This window comes from Orbaceae bacterium BiB, assembly GCA_036251205.1.
Taxonomy (GTDB): domain Bacteria; phylum Pseudomonadota; class Gammaproteobacteria; order Enterobacterales; family Orbaceae; genus Orbus; species Orbus mooreae.
The window spans coordinates 1,674,045-1,691,312 of sequence record CP133958.1 but is presented as its reverse complement, the minus strand read 5'-3'; the positions used below and the strand labels follow the sequence as shown (position 1 = coordinate 1,691,312).

General features: G+C 37.0%; 11 protein-coding genes. All 11 read left to right on the top strand.

Annotated features, from left to right (window positions below):
- Positions 1–2: 2 nt before the first annotated feature.
- The 11 genes from rplA to bamA all read left to right on the top strand — a co-directional run bounded on the left by rplA (position 3) and on the right by bamA (position 17,267).
- Positions 3–704, top strand: a complete 702-nt coding sequence (rplA, locus tag RHO11_07930; GenBank protein ID WVD60429.1) for a 50S ribosomal protein L1 — start codon at positions 3–5, stop codon at positions 702–704.
- 267 nt (positions 705–971) lie between these two features.
- Positions 972–1,472, top strand: coding sequence for a 50S ribosomal protein L10 (gene rplJ, locus RHO11_07925; protein WVD60428.1), 501 nt, complete (start codon positions 972–974; stop codon positions 1,470–1,472).
- A gap of 66 nt (positions 1,473–1,538) precedes the next feature.
- Positions 1,539–1,907, top strand: a complete 369-nt coding sequence (gene rplL / locus RHO11_07920; GenBank protein WVD60427.1) for a 50S ribosomal protein L7/L12 — start codon at positions 1,539–1,541, stop codon at positions 1,905–1,907.
- A gap of 269 nt (positions 1,908–2,176) precedes the next feature.
- On the top strand, positions 2,177–6,205 hold the full coding sequence (gene rpoB / locus RHO11_07915) for a DNA-directed RNA polymerase subunit beta (protein ID WVD62870.1): 4,029 nt from the start codon (positions 2,177–2,179) through the stop codon (positions 6,203–6,205).
- Between the two features lie 91 nt (positions 6,206–6,296).
- Positions 6,297–10,517 (top strand): DNA-directed RNA polymerase subunit beta', encoded by a 4,221-nt coding sequence (rpoC, locus tag RHO11_07910; GenBank protein ID WVD60426.1) that lies wholly within the window; start codon positions 6,297–6,299, stop codon positions 10,515–10,517.
- Between the two features lie 310 nt (positions 10,518–10,827).
- Positions 10,828–11,043, top strand: a complete 216-nt coding sequence (locus tag RHO11_07905) for a YheU family protein (GenBank protein ID WVD60425.1) — start codon at positions 10,828–10,830, stop codon at positions 11,041–11,043.
- A 109-nt stretch (positions 11,044–11,152) separates the two neighbouring features.
- Positions 11,153–11,785 (top strand): cAMP-activated global transcriptional regulator CRP, encoded by a 633-nt coding sequence (gene crp / locus RHO11_07900; protein ID WVD60424.1) that lies wholly within the window; start codon positions 11,153–11,155, stop codon positions 11,783–11,785.
- Positions 11,786–11,904: 119 nt separating this feature from the next.
- Positions 11,905–12,624 (top strand): isoprenyl transferase, encoded by a 720-nt coding sequence (locus tag RHO11_07895; GenBank protein ID WVD60423.1) that lies wholly within the window; start codon positions 11,905–11,907, stop codon positions 12,622–12,624.
- A gap of 15 nt (positions 12,625–12,639) precedes the next feature.
- Positions 12,640–13,479, top strand: a complete 840-nt coding sequence (locus tag RHO11_07890; protein ID WVD60422.1) for a phosphatidate cytidylyltransferase — start codon at positions 12,640–12,642, stop codon at positions 13,477–13,479.
- Positions 13,480–13,488: 9 nt separating this feature from the next.
- Positions 13,489–14,814: an RIP metalloprotease RseP gene (rseP, locus tag RHO11_07885; GenBank protein WVD60421.1), complete on the top strand. Its 1,326-nt coding sequence runs from the start codon at positions 13,489–13,491 to the stop codon at positions 14,812–14,814.
- Positions 14,815–14,852: 38 nt separating this feature from the next.
- Complete coding sequence (gene bamA, locus RHO11_07880; GenBank protein WVD60420.1) at positions 14,853–17,267, top strand: outer membrane protein assembly factor BamA; 2,415 nt, start codon at positions 14,853–14,855, stop codon at positions 17,265–17,267.
- Position 17,268 lies beyond the last annotated feature (1 nt).

Sequence of the window (17,268 nt, the reverse complement as noted above, 5' to 3'; positions counted from 1 at the left end):
CAATGGCTAAACTATCTAAGAAAGCTAAACTTATCCGTGAAAAAGTTAATGCAACTAAACAGTATGAAATCAACGAAGCAATCGCACTATTAAAAGAATTAGCAACAGCTAAATTTACTGAAAGTGTTGATGTTGCTGTAAACCTAGGTATTGATGCTCGTAAATCAGACCAAAACGTACGTGGTGCAATTGTACTACCTAACGGTACTGGTCGTAGCGTGCGCGTAGCTGTGTTTACTCAAGGCGCAAATGCTGAAGCAGCTAAAGCAGCTGGTGCAGAATTAGTTGGTATGGATGACTTAGCAGAACAAATCAAAAAAGGTGAAATGAATTTTGATGTTGTTATTGCATCTCCAGACGCAATGCGTATTGTTGGTCAATTAGGTCAAATCCTTGGACCACGTGGTTTAATGCCTAACCCGAAAGTGGGTACTGTAACTCCAAACGTTGCAGAAGCAGTTAAAAATGCTAAAGCTGGTCAGGTTCGTTACCGTAATGATAAAAATGGTATTATCCATACTACTATCGGTAAAGTTGACTTTGATGGCGATAAATTAAAAGAAAACTTAGAAGCACTACTTGTTGCGTTAAAACGTGCAAAACCAGCGTCTTCTAAAGGTGTTTTTGTTAAGAAAGTTAGCTTGTCAACCACTATGGGTGCAGGCGTTGCTATCGACCAAACTAGTTTGAGTGCGACAGTATAGTTTCTTAATTCTTTTTTGAGTAAGAAAGAATCGGTTGGTGTCTGGCCTTATTCCAGACCCCGTCCAAGACCGTAGGGGTGATGTTTTTTTAAAGCATAACTTAATTTTCCCTACGTAGACGGTGACAGAACCTAACAGTTATTTTAATTAGATAAATATAGTTGAATTAACAGGACTCTGCTCACCGTAAATGTGCTAATTATTAATATTAATAATTAGTTATAGTGAGTCTAGGCGAAAGCCTAGTTTAATTCAGGAGCAAAACTAATGGCATTAAATCTTCAAGATAAACAAGCAATTGTTGCTGAAGTTAACGAAGTTGCCAAAGGTGCGCTTTCTGCAGTTGTTGCGGATTCTCGTGGCGTTACTGTAGAAAAGATGACTGCATTACGTAAATCAGCTCGTGAAGCAGGCGTTTATATCCGTGTTGTTCGTAACACGCTATTACGTCGCGTAGTTGAGGGTACTCCTTATGAGTGCTTAAAAGATACGTTTGTTGGTCCAACTCTTATTGCATTTTCTAACGAGCACCCAGGTGCTGCTGCGCGAATTTTTAAAGCGTTTGCAAAAGAAAATGATAAATTTGAGATTAAAGCAGCGGCCTTTGAAGGTGAGTTAATTACTGCGGCGAATATCGACCGTTTAGCAACTTTACCGACTTACGAAGAAGCTTTAGCTCGCTTGATGTCGACCATGAAAGAAGCCGCAGCTGGCAAATTGGTTCGTACTCTTGCAGCGGTTCGCGATCAAAAACAAGAAGCTGCGTAATTTTACGCCTTGTATTGACGCAAACTTTTACTAATTTAAAAAATTATTTATTTAGGAAACTATATTATGTCTATCACTAAAGAACAAATTTTAGATGCTGTTGCTGAAATGTCTGTAATGGATGTTGTTGAACTAGTATCAATGATGGAAGAAAAATTTGGTGTATCAGCAGCGGCAGCAGTAGCTGTAGCAGCAGCTGGTCCAGCTGAAGCAGTTGAAGAAAAAACTGAATTCGACGTTGTATTAAAAGACGTTGGTGCTAACAAAGTAGCTGTAATCAAAGCAGTTCGTGGTGCAACTGGTTTAGGCTTAAAAGAAGCTAAAGATCTAGTTGAATCAGCTCCTGCAACTGTTAAAGAAGCAGCAAGCAAAGCTGATGCAGATGCACTTAAGAAAGCACTTGAAGAGTCTGGAGCAGTGGTCGAACTTAAATAAGTTGGATCGATTATATGCAGCCTGAAAAGGCTGATGGCTGGTGGTTTTATACCTCCAGCCTTTTTGCGTCTCTACAGATGTAAAAAAGAAGTCATACTTTAGTTATAAATGAAATAGCATATAATTAAAAACCTAATCAATTGATATTTATAAATATTTCGAGCAGGTGTCAGATTTAATTATACGATGATTAAGATCTGATGAATATTTAATAAAGCCAATATGATATGCAAGTATGTATCATGGCTGATCAGCAAGTTGAGGAACTAATGGTTTACTCTTATACCGAGAAAAAACGAATTCGTAAGAATTTTGGTAAGCGTCCACAAGTGTTGGATATACCCTATCTTCTTTCTATTCAACTTGATTCGTTCCAAAAGTTTATTGACCAAGATCCAGAAGGTCAATATGGTTTAGAAGCCGCTTTTCGTTCAATCTTTCCTATAAAGAGTTATAGTGGTAGCGCAGAACTCCAATATGTCTCATTTAAAATGGGTGAACCTGTTTTTGATGTTAAAGAGTGTCAAATTAGAGGCATTACCTATTCTGCGCCATTACGTGTGAAATTGCGTTTAGTTATTTATGACAAAGATGCGCCAGAAGGCACCGTTAAAGACATCAAAGAACAAGATGTTTACATGGGTGAAATTCCATTAATGACGGACAATGGAACATTTGTTATTAACGGTACTGAGCGTGTAATTGTTTCTCAGTTGCATCGTAGTCCTGGTGTGTTTTTTGATAGCGATAAAGGTAAAACACATTCTTCAGGTAAAGTATTATATAATGCGAGAATTATTCCTTACCGTGGCTCTTGGCTAGATTTTGAGTTTGATCCAAAAGATAATCTATTTGCTCGTATTGACCGTCGACGTAAGCTTCCTGCTACGATCATTTTAAGAGCTTTAGGCTATGAAACTGAACAAATTTTAGATATTTTCTTTGAGAAAACAGTATTTGAAGTTGCGAAGTCTAAATTGAAAATGGATCTTGTGCCAGAGCGTTTACGTGGAGAAACGGCAATTTTTGATATTGAGTCAAAAGGTCAAATCTACGTTGAAAAAGGGCGTCGTATCACTGCAAGACATATTCGACAGTTAGAAAAAGATAACATTACTAAAATAGATGTACCTGTTGAGTATATTATTGGCAAAGTGCTAGCAAAAAATTATGTGAGTGATGTTACAGGTAATCTTATCGCTCCTGCTAATACTCCGATTTCACTAGAGTTACTGGCTGAGTTAACAAATGCTGGTCACAAAAAAATAGAAACATTGTTTACCAATGATTTGGATCATGGTTCATTTATTTCTGAAACTTTAAATGTTGATCCAACTCACAATCAGTTAGATGCACTGGTTGAAATTTATCGTATGATGCGTCCTGGTGAACCACCAACTAAAGAAGCTGCAGAGTTACTATTTGCTAACTTATTCTTCTCTGAAGAACGTTATGATTTATCGGCTGTAGGTCGTATGAAATTCAACCGTTCATTAAATCGTGAAGAGATTGAAGGTAGTGGCGTTTTAACCAATGAAGATATCATTGAAGTAATGAAAAAACTGATCGGTATCCGTAATGGTCATGGTGAAGTGGATGATATCGATCACTTAGGTAACCGTCGTATTCGAAGTGTTGGTGAGATGGCTGAAAACCAATTCCGTATTGGTTTAGTTCGAGTTGAGCGCGCAGTTAAAGAACGTTTATCATTAGGTGATCTTGATGCATTAATGCCACAAGATATGATCAATGCTAAACCAATTTCAGCGGCAATTCGTGAATTCTTTGGTTCAAGCCAGTTATCACAATTTATGGATCAAAATAATCCATTATCTGAAATTACTCATAAACGTCGTATCTCAGCGTTAGGTCCTGGTGGTTTAACTCGTGAACGAGCTGGTTTTGAGGTTCGAGACGTACATCCAACCCATTATGGTCGTGTATGTCCGATTGAAACGCCGGAAGGTCCAAATATCGGTTTGATTAACTCATTAGCGGTTTATGCACGAACTAATGAGTATGGTTTCCTAGAAACTCCATACCGAAAAGTAGTTGATGGCGTAGTAACTGATGAAATTAACTATTTATCAGCTATTGATGAGAGTTCCTATGTTATTGCACAGGCAAACTCAAACTTAGATGAGTCAGGTCGTTTTGCTGAAGATTTAGTGACTTGTCGTCTTAATGGTGAATCTGGTCTATATACTACTGAACAGATCGACTATATGGACGTTTCGACGCAGCAGATTGTATCTGTTGGTGCTTCATTAATTCCATTCCTTGAGCATGACGATGCTAACCGTGCTTTGATGGGTGCAAACATGCAACGTCAAGCAGTACCAACATTGAAAGCGGAAAAACCGTTTGTTGGTACAGGTATGGAACGAGCTGTAGCTGTTGACTCAGGGGTAACTGTTGTTGCTAAACGTGGTGGTACTGTTCAATATGTTGATGCTTCACGTATTGTAATTAATGTTAACGCTGAAGAGATGTATTCTGGCGAAGCGGGTATTGATATCTATAATTTGACTAAATATACGCGTTCAAACCAAAACACTTGTATCAATCAAATCCCTTGTGTTGAACTTGGTGAAAAAGTTGATCATGGTGATGTGTTAGCTGATGGTCCTTCAACCGATTTAGGTGAGTTGGCATTAGGTCAAAACATGCGCGTAGCATTTATGCCATGGAATGGTTATAACTTCGAAGACTCCATCTTAGTCTCAGAAAAAGTTGTTCAAGATGATCGTTTTACTTCGATTCATATTCAGGAATTATCTTGTGTCTCTCGTGATACCAAATTAGGTGCTGAAGAGATTACCGCTGATATTCCAAATGTGGGTGAAGCTGCACTATCTAAACTTGATGAATCTGGTGTCGTATACATCGGTGCTGAAGTTAAAGGTGGCGATATCTTAGTTGGTAAAGTAACACCGAAAGGCGAAACTCAGCTGACTCCAGAAGAAAAACTTTTACGCGCTATTTTTGGTGAAAAAGCGTCTGATGTTAAAGATACCTCATTACGTGTGCCAAATGGTGTTTCTGGTACTGTTATTGATGTTCAGGTCTTTATTCGTGATGGCGTAGTGAAAGATAAACGTGCGCTTGAAATCGAAGACATGCACTTAAAGCAAGCTAAAAAAGATTTGACTGAAGAGTTCAAAATTTTAGAAGCAGCATTATTTGCTCGAGTTAAAGATGTACTAATTTCTGGTGGTATTGAAGCGAGCAAATTAGATTTACTTTCTCGTGATAAATGGTTAACCATCGGTTTATCTGATGAAGATAAACAGGAAAAAATTGAAGAGTTAGCGGCTCAGTATGCTGAAATCAAAGTAGATTTTGACAAAAAACTTGAAGCGAAACGCATGAAGATCACCCAAGGTGATGATTTACAACCAGGCGTATTAAAAATCGTTAAAGTTTATTTAGCTGTTAAACGTCAAATTCAACCAGGTGATAAAATGGCTGGTCGTCATGGTAACAAAGGGGTTATCTCTAAAATTAACCCAATTGAAGATATGCCATATGATGAACATGGTCGTCCTGTTGACTTAGTTCTAAACCCACTAGGTGTTCCATCTCGTATGAACATCGGTCAGGTTTTAGAAACGCATTTAGGTATGGCTGCAAAAGGTATTGGTCAGAAAATTGACACCATGCTTAAAGAGCAACAAGAACTTGCTAAATTACGTGAATTTATTCAAAAAGCGTATGATCTTGGACTTGGTGCTGCTCAAGAAGTCAATGTTGCTGAGTTTACTGATCAAGAAGTCATGACTTTAGCACAGAACCTTCGTAATGGTATGCCGCTTGCAACGCCTGTATTTGATGGTGCGAAAGAAGCTGAAATCAAATCATTACTTGAATTAGGTGATTTACCAACATCTGGACAAATTACCTTATTTGATGGCCGTACGGGTGAAAAATTTGAGCGTCCAGTAACTGTTGGTTACATGTATATGTTAAAACTAAACCACTTAGTTGATGATAAAATGCATGCGCGTTCAACGGGTTCATATAGCTTGGTTACTCAGCAACCGCTTGGTGGTAAAGCTCAGTTCGGTGGTCAGCGATTCGGTGAGATGGAAGTATGGGCACTTGAAGCATATGGTGCAGCTTACACATTACAAGAGATGTTGACAGTTAAATCGGATGACGTAAACGGTCGTACGAAGATGTATAAAAATATTGTAGATGGTGATCACAGTATGGAACCTGCGATTCCAGAATCATTTAACGTATTGTTAAAAGAGATTCGTTCGCTTGGTATTAATATTGAATTAGATGAAGAGTAATCGAAACTAATTTATTTGATGACTATTTATACGGGTAATAGGTTTGTTTATTACTATTACCCAGTTGGTTTAACTCCATAGGAGCCAATTCGTGAAAGACTTATTAAAGTTTCTAAAAGCACAAACTAAGACTGAAGAGTTTGATGCGATTAAAATTGGGTTAGCGTCCCCAGACATGATCCGTTCGTGGTCATTTGGTGAAGTTAAAAAACCAGAAACCATTAATTACCGTACATTTAAGCCTGAACGTGATGGTTTATTCTGTGCAAGAATTTTTGGACCTGTTAAAGATTACGAATGTTTATGTGGAAAATATAAACGTTTAAAACACCGTGGTGTGATCTGTGAAAAATGTGGTGTTGAAGTCACTCAAGCTAAAGTGCGTCGTGAACGCATGGGGCATATTGAGCTTGCTTCACCAACTGCACATATCTGGTTTTTAAAATCATTACCATCTCGTATCGGTTTATTACTTGATATGCCACTACGTGATATTGAACGTGTGCTTTATTTTGAATCATTTATGGTTCTAAATGGCGGTATGACCAATTTAGATCGTGGCCAGGTACTGACTGAAGAGCAATACTTAGATGCATTAGAAGAGTTTGGTGATGAGTTTGATGCGCGTATGGGCGCTGAAGCAATTCAGGAACTATTACGTAATTTAGATTTAAATGCAGAATGTGAAGCATTACGTGATGAGTTATTAACAACTAACTCTGAAACTAAACGTAAAAAATTAACTAAACGAATTAAAATACTAGAAGCATTCATTATTTCAGAAAATAAACCTGAATGGATGATTCTTAATGTATTACCGGTTTTACCACCAGATTTACGTCCATTAGTACCATTAGATGGCGGTCGTTTTGCAACGTCGGATCTGAACGATTTATATCGTCGTGTAATTAACCGTAATAACCGTTTAAAACGTCTATTAGACTTAGCGGCTCCAGATATTATTGTGCGTAACGAAAAACGTATGTTACAAGAGTCTGTTGATGCATTATTAGATAATGGTCGTCGTGGTCGTGCGATTACGGGTTCAAACAAACGTCCTTTAAAATCTTTAGCTGATATGATTAAAGGTAAACAGGGTCGTTTCCGTCAGAACTTACTGGGTAAACGTGTTGACTATTCTGGTCGTTCTGTAATTACCGTAGGTCCATACTTACGTCTACACCAATGTGGTTTACCGAAGAAAATGGCACTTGAGCTATTTAAACCATTTATTTACGGTAAATTAGAACGTCGTGGTTATGCAACAACCATTAAAGCTGCGAAGAAAATGGTTGAGCGTGAGGATGCAATCGTATGGGATATTTTAGATGAAGTGATTCGTGAACACCCGGTTTTATTAAACCGTGCTCCAACACTCCATAGACTAGGTATTCAAGCATTTGAACCATTACTTATTGAAGGTAAAGCGATCCAGTTGCACCCATTAGTTTGTGCGGCATTCAACGCCGACTTCGATGGTGACCAAATGGCGGTACACGTACCATTAACAATCGAAGCACAAATTGAAGCCCGTGCGTTGATGATGTCAACAAATAATATCTTATCACCAGCGAGTGGTGAGCCTATTATTGTTCCATCGCAAGACGTGGTATTGGGTCTTTACTACATGACTCGTGATAAAGTTAATGCGAAAGGCGAAGGCATGGTATTAACTGGACCTAAAGAAGCTGAAAAACTTTATCGTTTAGGTTTAGCAGAGCTTCATGCCCGAGTTAAAGTCAGAATTACTGAATATCATCAAGATAATGCAGGTGAATGGATTCCGGAAATATCTTTAGTTGATACAACTGTTGGTAGAGCTATTTTGTGGCTTATTATGCCAAAAGGTTTACCATTCTCAGTGGTTAATCAGCCGTTAGGTAAAAAAGCGATCTCTAAAATCCTAAATGTTTGTTATCGTCAATTAGGTATGAAAGAGACTGTTATTTTAGCTGACCAAATTATGTATACTGGTTTTGCTTATGCTGCGCGTTCAGGTGTTTCTGTTGGGATCGATGATATGGTTATCCCTGCAAAAAAATCAGAAATCATTGGTGAAGCGGAAGCTGAAGTTGCTGAAATTCAAGAACAGTTCCAGTCAGGTTTAGTTACTGCAGGCGAACGATACAATAAAGTTATCGATATTTGGGCTGCAGCCAACGAACGTGTTGCGAAAGCGATGATGGATAATTTATCCACTGAAAAAGTCATCAATAAAGATGGCAAAGAAGAGACGCAAACATCATTTAATAGTATCTATATGATGGCCGACTCAGGTGCTCGTGGTTCTGCTGCGCAGATTCGTCAGCTTGCTGGTATGCGTGGTCTGATGGCAAAACCAGATGGTTCGATCATCGAAACCCCAATTACAGCAAACTTCCGTGAAGGATTAAACGTACTTCAGTACTTTATTTCAACCCATGGTGCTCGTAAAGGTTTAGCCGATACCGCATTAAAAACAGCGAACTCAGGTTACTTAACTCGTCGTTTAGTTGACGTAGCACAAGACTTAGTCGTTATTGAAGATGACTGTGGCACAATGGAAGGTGTGGTAATGACACCTGTTATCGAAGGTGGGGATGTTAAAGAGCCACTTCGTGAACGTGTGTTAGGTCGTGTAACCGCTGAAGATGTATTAAAACCAGGAAGTGCAGATATTTTAATTCCTCGTAATACATTACTTGATGAAAGTTTCTGTGACCTATTAGAAGCAGAGTCTATTGATAGTGTTAAAGTTCGTTCAGTTGTATCTTGTGATACTGACTTTGGTGTTTGTGCTAAATGTTATGGTCGTGACTTAGCACGAGGTCACTTAGTCAATAAAGGTGAAGCGATCGGTGTTATTGCAGCACAATCAATCGGTGAACCAGGTACACAGTTAACGATGCGTACGTTCCATATCGGTGGTGCGGCATCGCGAGCAGCGGCAGAGTCAAGCGTACAAGTTAAGAATAATGGTAATATCAAATTATCTAATGCTAAATTTGTTATTAATCCAGAGAAGAAACTCGTTATTACTTCACGTAATACGGCATTAACCATTGTCGATGAGTTAGGTCGAATGAAGGAAACTTATAAGGTTCCTTATGGTGCGATCTTAACCAAAGGTACTGGTAGTGTGGTTAAAGCAGGTGAAACAGTGGCAAACTGGGATCCGCATACCATGCCTGTTGTATCTGAAGTACAAGGTTTCGTTAAGTTTGTTGATATGGTTGATGGTCAATCAATTACGCGTCAAACTGATGAATTAACAGGTTTATCATCTATTGTTGTACTTGATGTTGCAGAGAGAACATCTGTAGGTAAAGATCTACGTCCAGCAATTAAGATTGTTAATGCTAAAGGTAAAGATATATTTGTTACAGGTTCTGAAATGCCTGCTCAGTATTTCTTACCAGGTAAAGCATTAGTTCAATTAGAAGATGGTGCTGAGATCAATATCGGTGATGTGTTAGCTCGTATTCCACAAGCTTCTGTTGGTACTAAAGATATTACCGGTGGTTTACCACGAGTAGCAGATTTATTTGAAGCTCGTAAACCTAAAGAGCCAGCTATCTTAGCAGAAGTTGATGGTATCGTTTCATTTGGTAAAGAGACTAAAGGTAAACGTCGTTTAGTTATTTCACCAGCTGATGGTAGCGAACCATACGAAGAGATGATTCCAAAATGGCGTCAGCTAAACGTGTTTGAAGGTGAACATGTTGAACGTGGTGACGTAATTTCTGATGGACCAGAATCTGCGCATGATATTTTACGTTTACGTGGTGTTAATGCAGTAACTCGTTATATTGTTAATGAAGTACAAGAAGTTTATCGCTTACAAGGCGTAAAAATTAATGATAAACACATCGAAGTTATTGTGCGCCAAATGTTACGTAAAGCAACTATTATGAATAATGGTAGTTCACGTTTATTAGAAGGTGAGCAGTTAGAAGTTTCTCGTATTAAGATTATTAATCGTGAACTTGAAGCTCAAGGTAAAGAACCAGCAACGTATATGCATGATTTGCTAGGTATTACTAAAGCATCATTAACGACTGAATCATTTATTTCAGCGGCATCGTTCCAGGAAACAACTCGTGTGTTAACTGAAGCAGCAGTTGCAGGTAAAAATGATGAACTTCGAGGCTTGAAAGAAAACGTGATCGTTGGTCGCTTGATTCCAGCAGGTACGGGTTATGCTTATCATAAAGAACGTTTACGTAAACGTTCAGTTGTAAGCGATGCTCATGTTGCAACTGAATCGACTATTACGGCAGAAGAAGCTACTGCTAACTTAGCTGAACTATTGAATTCAGCTGATGACGCTTAAGTCTTATTAATGACAAAAGGCCACTCAATTGAGTGGCCTTTTTTATACTATATTACTACTATACAATAAAATTATAACGAGTTTTTATTCTTTACTTACTATATAGAATTAATCTATTATTCAGCAGCCTACTTATTCTCTCTTTATTCATTGCATACTTCGTTTCGTTATTTAATAAAATACTTATATCCTGTGAAATGTGACTTAATTATCTGATAATTTTTTTATCCTTTTATTAGTACGATCACTATTTATAATAGTTGATTATGTTCATATAATGGGATCATCGAATAGTGGAGGGTATTTTTTTATGATTATTCCTTGGCAAGATTTGCCTCATGAGACATTAACTAACATTATTGAGTCTTTTGTTTTGCGAGAAGGTACCGATTATGGCGTAACAGAAAAGACACTAGCTGAAAAAGTTGATAATATCAGAACTCAACTAAAACAAAATAAAATTGTTCTTGTTTGGTCAGAACTACATGAATCGATAGATTTTAAGGTAACAGATGTGCTTATTTAGTGAGTAATCATAGATAATCACTTAAATTAATTTTGATATATTATTCATTACATAAGTTTGTTATAGTACTTGTTAGCAACTAGATATTGTATAACTGGAGTAGGATCTAATGATTATTAGTAAACAACAATCCGATACAACGTTAGAGTGGTTTTTATCTCATTGCCATATCCATAAATATCCCGCCAAAAGTACCTTGATTCATCAAGGTGAAAAAGCCGAGACTTTGTATTACATCGTAAAAGGCGCAGCAGCGGTACTCATTAAAGATGATGAAGGTAAAGAGATGATTTTATCCTATTTGAGCCAAGGTGAATTTATTGGTGAATTAGGTCTATTTGAAGAAGGTATGGAAAGAAGTGCTTGGGTTAAAGCAAGAACTAGTTGTGAAGTTGCTGAGATTTCTTATAAGAAATTTAAACAACTTATCCAAGTCAATCCTGATATTCTGATGAAATTAGCTGGTCAAATGGCTAATCGATTACAAGTAACCTCTGAAAAAGTGAGTAATTTGGCGTTTCTTGATGTTGCAGGTCGAATTGCCCAAACATTGTTAAATTTAGCAAAACAGCCAGATGCGATGACTCATCCCGATGGTATGCAGATTAAGATAACGCGTCAGGAAATTGGTCAAATTGTAGGCTGTTCAAGAGAAACTGTGGGGCGGATTTTGAAAATGCTAGAAGAGCAGCATTTGATTTCAGCGCACGGTAAAACCATTGTTGTATATGGTACCCGCTAGTTTTTAATCAATTGGTATATATAGTCTTTTCCATTGTATTTAAATTTATTAAAATGAATTTTTTATGTTAGTTTATTGTGCTAATATTACAATAGATTTTTAATGAAAATGGAAAAGGCATGACATTGCACAAACTCATTCCCAATCATATCGCAATTATTATGGATGGTAATGGACGCTGGGCTAAAAGTCGCAATCAATTGAGAATGGTTGGACACAGAGCGGGACTAAAAGCCGTAAGAAAAACAGTACAACATGCTAGCCTAATTGGTATTAAGGCTTTAACCCTCTATGCTTTTAGTAGTGAAAATTGGAAAAGGCCAGAACAAGAAGTCTCTTCCTTGATGTCTCTATTTGTTTATGCTTTAAAGCGAGAAGCTAAAACATTACACAAAAACAATATTCGCCTGAATATTATTGGCGATATTTCTCGTTTTTCTGCTCAACTTCAAACTATGATTAATGATATTCAAGCAATGACCCTTAATAATACAGGATTGATATTGAATATTGCTGCTAATTATGGTGGACGTTGGGATATCACCAATGCAATTAAAAATATTGTGCATAAAATTGATAATGGTCAAATGTCTATAGATGCTATTGATGAGGAGATCGTTAATAGTGAGATTTCATTGCATGATTTTCCTGCAATTGATCTGGTGATTCGTACTGGTGGCGAGCATCGAATTAGTAATTTCTTACTTTGGCAAATAGCTTATTCTGAATTTTATTTCACAGATATACTATGGCCAGACTTTGATCGAAAAGCGCTTGACGAAGCGATTGCTGTTTTTAATAAAAGAGAACGTCGTTTTGGTCAAGTAATTGATTCTTAATAATTAGGATAAGTAATGTTAATTCAACGTCTTTTAGCTGCGATAGTTTTAATTCCTTTGGTCATTATCTGTTTATTTTTTTTACCATTACATGGTTTTTTAATCGCGATGGCCGTTATTTGTGCTCTTTCAGCATGGGAGTGGGCTCAATTTCTACATATCAAATCAGTAAAAAGTAAATTATTATTTGCTATTGGTTTTACTTGTTTTGTTGCCGCTATCTATTTTTTATCTATCAGCTCGATGTATATAGAAACCATTTTCAAAACGATTCTCTTATTATCTATTGTATGGTGGTTAGTTGCCCTAGTGTTAGTTGCAACTTACCCAAATTCACTACGTTTTTGGCAAAATAATATTGCTAAGGTGTTATTTGCTTGCTGTACATTAATTCCATTTGTTTTTGGTATGATTACTTTAAGAGGCGTTTACTATTATGCCGATACTTTTCACGGTGCATTTCTATTATTGTATGTTTTAGTCCTTGTTTGGGCGACAGATTCAGGTGCTTATTTTGCTGGACGGGCATTTGGTAAACATAAATTAGCACCAAGCGTCTCTCCTGGTAAAACAATTGAAGGATTTATTGGTGGTGTTGCTTTAGCATTAGTGGTTAGTGTTATTGTCTATGTAAGTGGCTACTTTACTATCTCATTTAGTAATATGATGATTAGCTCAATATTTGCAATTCTTGTATCTGTACTTGGCGATTTAACTGAAAGTATGTTTAAACGAGAAGCCAATATTAAAGATAGTGGTCATTTGATTCCAGGGCATGGCGGTATTTTAGACCGCATTGATAGTCTGACTGCCGCGATTCCTGTTTTTGCTGCAGTTTCTCTATATATTCTTTAAGGTTATCGTGTGATTTGGACAACACTCATTTTTCTAATTACGATCAGCGTTCTGGTTGCTGTGCATGAGTTTGGCCATTTTATTATAGCAAGATTATGTGGTGTTAAAGTTGAATGCTTTTCAATAGGTTTCGGTAAAAAACTTTATTCATATACTTCTAAAAAAGGAACTCAATTTAGCTTATCAGTCATCCCACTTGGTGGCTATGTAAAAATGCTAGATGGGCGAAATGTCGAGCTTACTGATGATGAAAAGCCATTTGCATTTGATCATCAATCTATTCTTAAACGAGCTGCGATAATCAGTGCTGGTCCAGTTGCTAATTTTATTTTTGCAATTATAGCCTATTGGATTATTTTTCAGCTTGGTGTTGTTTCTTATCCCGTTAAAGTTCAGAGCGTCTTACCTAATACTCCCGCAGCAAGTATAAATATTCCAGAGAATATGGAACTAAAATCTATTGCAGGAATCAAAGTAGATAGTTGGGGTGATGTCAATTCAGCTCTGATCACAGAAATGGGTAAAGATGCTCTCACATTAGGTTATGAAACAGAGCAGGGAGAGCAATATCAACAGACCATAAATATTAAAAATTGGAAGTTTGATATTGAAAAGGTATCACCAATTACCGCTTTTGGTTTTGTGCCTGCTCAAATTGAGATTTATCCTATTGTTAGTAAAATTGTTGCTAATTCGGCTGCAGAAAAAGCGGGAATGGCTGTTGGAGATACTATTGTTGCATATAACAATAAACCTTATGACAGTTGGGAAAATTTTGTTGCGTTAGTCAAACAAGGTCAACCTATACAGTTGGAAGTAGAGCGAGAAAATAAGCAGCTAATGTTGGATCTTATTCCCTCTATTGAAATTAATGATAAGGGCGAAAAAATTGGTATAGTAGGAATTTATCCAACTAGTAACACAATTGTAAAACAGTATGGTATAGTAGGCGCATTTGTTAAAGGTCTGGATCAGACAAAATTGACAATAATATCGGTCGTACGTTCATTTTACCAATTAGCGACTGGTGTAATTAGTCTGAAAAATTTATCGGGGCCGGTTTCAATCGCGAAAGGGGCTGGGCAAACGGCAAGTTATGGTTTTGTACCATATCTGTTTTTTTTAGCATTTATCAGTATTAGTTTAGGTGTGATTAATCTTGTGCCTTTACCAATGTTAGATGGTGGACACCTTGTTTTTTTATTAATTGAAAAAATAAAAGGTTCTCCATTGTCTCGAGAAATACAAGAAGCTTGCTATAGACTGGGTTTTGTTTTATTGATGATTATAATGGGAATTGCATTCTTTAATGATTTTGTGCGATTGTCGTTGTAATCGAATGGAGTAACATATTATGAAGGTGAGCCATATCAATGAGAATTAATAAATTGCTCATAGCGTCTTTGCTTTTTAGTTCTTTTAGCTATAGTCCAATTGCATTGAGTGCTGATAACTTTGAAGTAAAAGATATCAAATTTGAAGGATTACAAAGGGTAACACTTGGCGCAGCATTGTTGAAAATGCCTGTTCAGGTCGGTGATTATGTTCATGAGTCTGATCTTGGGGATATAATCAAATCATTGTATACCAGTGGTAATTTCGAAAATATTACGATCTCTCGTGATGGTGGTACGCTTATCATTCATGTTGAAGAACGCCCAACTATTGCTAGCATCTCATTTTCTGGTAATAAATCAGTCAAAGATGATCTATTGACGTCTAATCTAGATGCTTCTGGTGTTAGAACCGGAGAATCATTAGACCGCACTTCCTTATCTGCTATCGAAAAAGGATTAGAGGATTTCTATTATAGTATTGGTAAGTACAACGCAAAAGTAAAAGCGGTTGTCACACCACTTTCCCATAATCGAGTTGATCTAAAATTAGATATTGCCGAAGGGGTATCTGCACAAATTGAACAAATTAATATTGTTGGTGCTAATGCTTACTCGTCAGAAGAGCTTATCTCTCGTTTTTCTTTACGTGATGAAGTGCCATGGTGGAATATGCTTGGCGACCGTAAATATCAAAAACAGAAGTTAGCGGCAGATTTAGATGAATTACAAGGTTTTTATCTTGATCGTGGTTATGCCCGTTTTAATATTGATTCCACTCAAGTTAGTTTAACGCCAAATAAAAAAGGTATTTATGTTACGATAAATATTAACGAAGGCGATCAATATAATTTATCTGAACTTGAGTTTAAAGGTAACTATGCTGGACATAAAGAAAAAATTGAAAAGCTTGCGAGTGAACAACTTAGATTAGGTGAACTGTATAACGGTGAAAAGATCACGCAGATCGAAGACCAAATTAAAAAAGAGTTAGCGGATTATGGTTATGCTTATCCGAAAGTTATTACTCATCCGGAAATTAATGATGAAAATCATACCGTCAAATTAATTGTCTTTGTTGATGTAGGACCTCGTTTTTATGTTCGTAAAATTAATGTAGTTGGAAATACTGTAACAAGCGAACAAGTTATTCGACGTGAATTCCGCCAGAGCGAGGGAGCTTGGTTAAGTAACAATCTTGTCGAGTTAGGTAAAACCAGACTTAATCGATTAGGTTTCTTTGATACGGTAGAAACGGAAACGCAAAGAGTCTCAGGAGTAGATGATCAAGTCGATATTACCTATAAAGTCGCTGAACGTAATACGGGTAGCATTAAATTTGGTATCGGTGTTGGCTCTGATAGTGGTTTAAGCTTTAATGCAGGTATTTCTCAAGAGAACTGGTTAGGTACTGGTAATAGTGTTTCATTTGATGTAAATACCACCGATTCAGATAAAACAGCATCGATTTCTGCAACCAACCCTTACTTTACTGTTGATGGTGTTAGTTTAGGTGGCGGTGTTTATTATAATACTTATCAAGCTGATAAAGATGGTGACCAATCTGAGTATTCTAGTAAAACTTGGGGTGCAAATGCGAATTTAGGTTTCCCAATTAGCGAAAAGAATTTTATTCGTTTAGGTACTGAATTTGCTAACCACCGATTGAGTGATATGGATGCCCAATATGGTATGTGGCGTTATTTCCAATCAATGGGTGAAAATGTAAAAGGTAAGAATAGTATCGCGTTTAGCACTAATGACCTACTATTAAATGCTTATTGGAGTTATAACTCATTAGATCGTGGATTCTTCCCGACAGATGGATTGAAACTTTCAGCTAATGGTAAAGTGACTGTTCCTGTATTTGATAACCGTTTTGTCAAATTTACCTTAGATGGCTCTTATTACTATCCATTGGATTACGATCATAACTGGGTTGTGTTAGCGCGTGGTCGTTTAGGTTATGGTACTGGATTTGGTGGTAAAGAGTTACCATTTTATGAAAACTTTTATGCCGGTGGTTCTTCTATCTTAAGAGGATTTAAATCGAATACGGTTGGGCCAAAAGCAATCTATTTTAATGGTTCATGTGATTTAGATAATACTTCTGGTTGTACAGCATCATCTAATTCTGTTGGTGGTAACGCTCTTGCATTTGTTAGTGGTGAGTTAATTGTACCAACACCATTTGCAAGTGAAAAATATTCAAATAGTATTAGAACATCAGTGTTTGTTGATGCAGGTACTGTATGGGATACAGATTGGAGCCTTAAAGGTGATAGTAATATTCCTGATTATGGTAAAGCATCAGATATTCGAGTTTCGGCTGGTTTAGCAGTGCAATGGATGTCGCCACTTGGGCCTCTAGTGTTCTCTTATGCGCAACCGATTAAAAAATACAATGGCGATTCGGCTCAGCAGTTCCAGTTTAATATTGGATCTACTTGGTAGA

Coding starts and splice junctions, on each gene's coding strand:
- crp (WVD60424.1), top strand. CDS start 11,153: ATGATTATTAGTAAACAACAATCCGATACAACGTTAGAGTGGTTTTTA.
- rplJ (WVD60428.1), top strand. CDS start 972: ATGGCATTAAATCTTCAAGATAAACAAGCAATTGTTGCTGAAGTTAAC.
- bamA (WVD60420.1), top strand. CDS start 14,853: ATGAGAATTAATAAATTGCTCATAGCGTCTTTGCTTTTTAGTTCTTTT.
- RHO11_07905 (WVD60425.1), top strand. CDS start 10,828: ATGATTATTCCTTGGCAAGATTTGCCTCATGAGACATTAACTAACATT.
- rplA (WVD60429.1), top strand. CDS start 3: ATGGCTAAACTATCTAAGAAAGCTAAACTTATCCGTGAAAAAGTTAAT.
- RHO11_07895 (WVD60423.1), top strand. CDS start 11,905: ATGACATTGCACAAACTCATTCCCAATCATATCGCAATTATTATGGAT.
- rpoB (WVD62870.1), top strand. CDS start 2,177: ATGGTTTACTCTTATACCGAGAAAAAACGAATTCGTAAGAATTTTGGT.
- rplL (WVD60427.1), top strand. CDS start 1,539: ATGTCTATCACTAAAGAACAAATTTTAGATGCTGTTGCTGAAATGTCT.
- RHO11_07890 (WVD60422.1), top strand. CDS start 12,640: ATGTTAATTCAACGTCTTTTAGCTGCGATAGTTTTAATTCCTTTGGTC.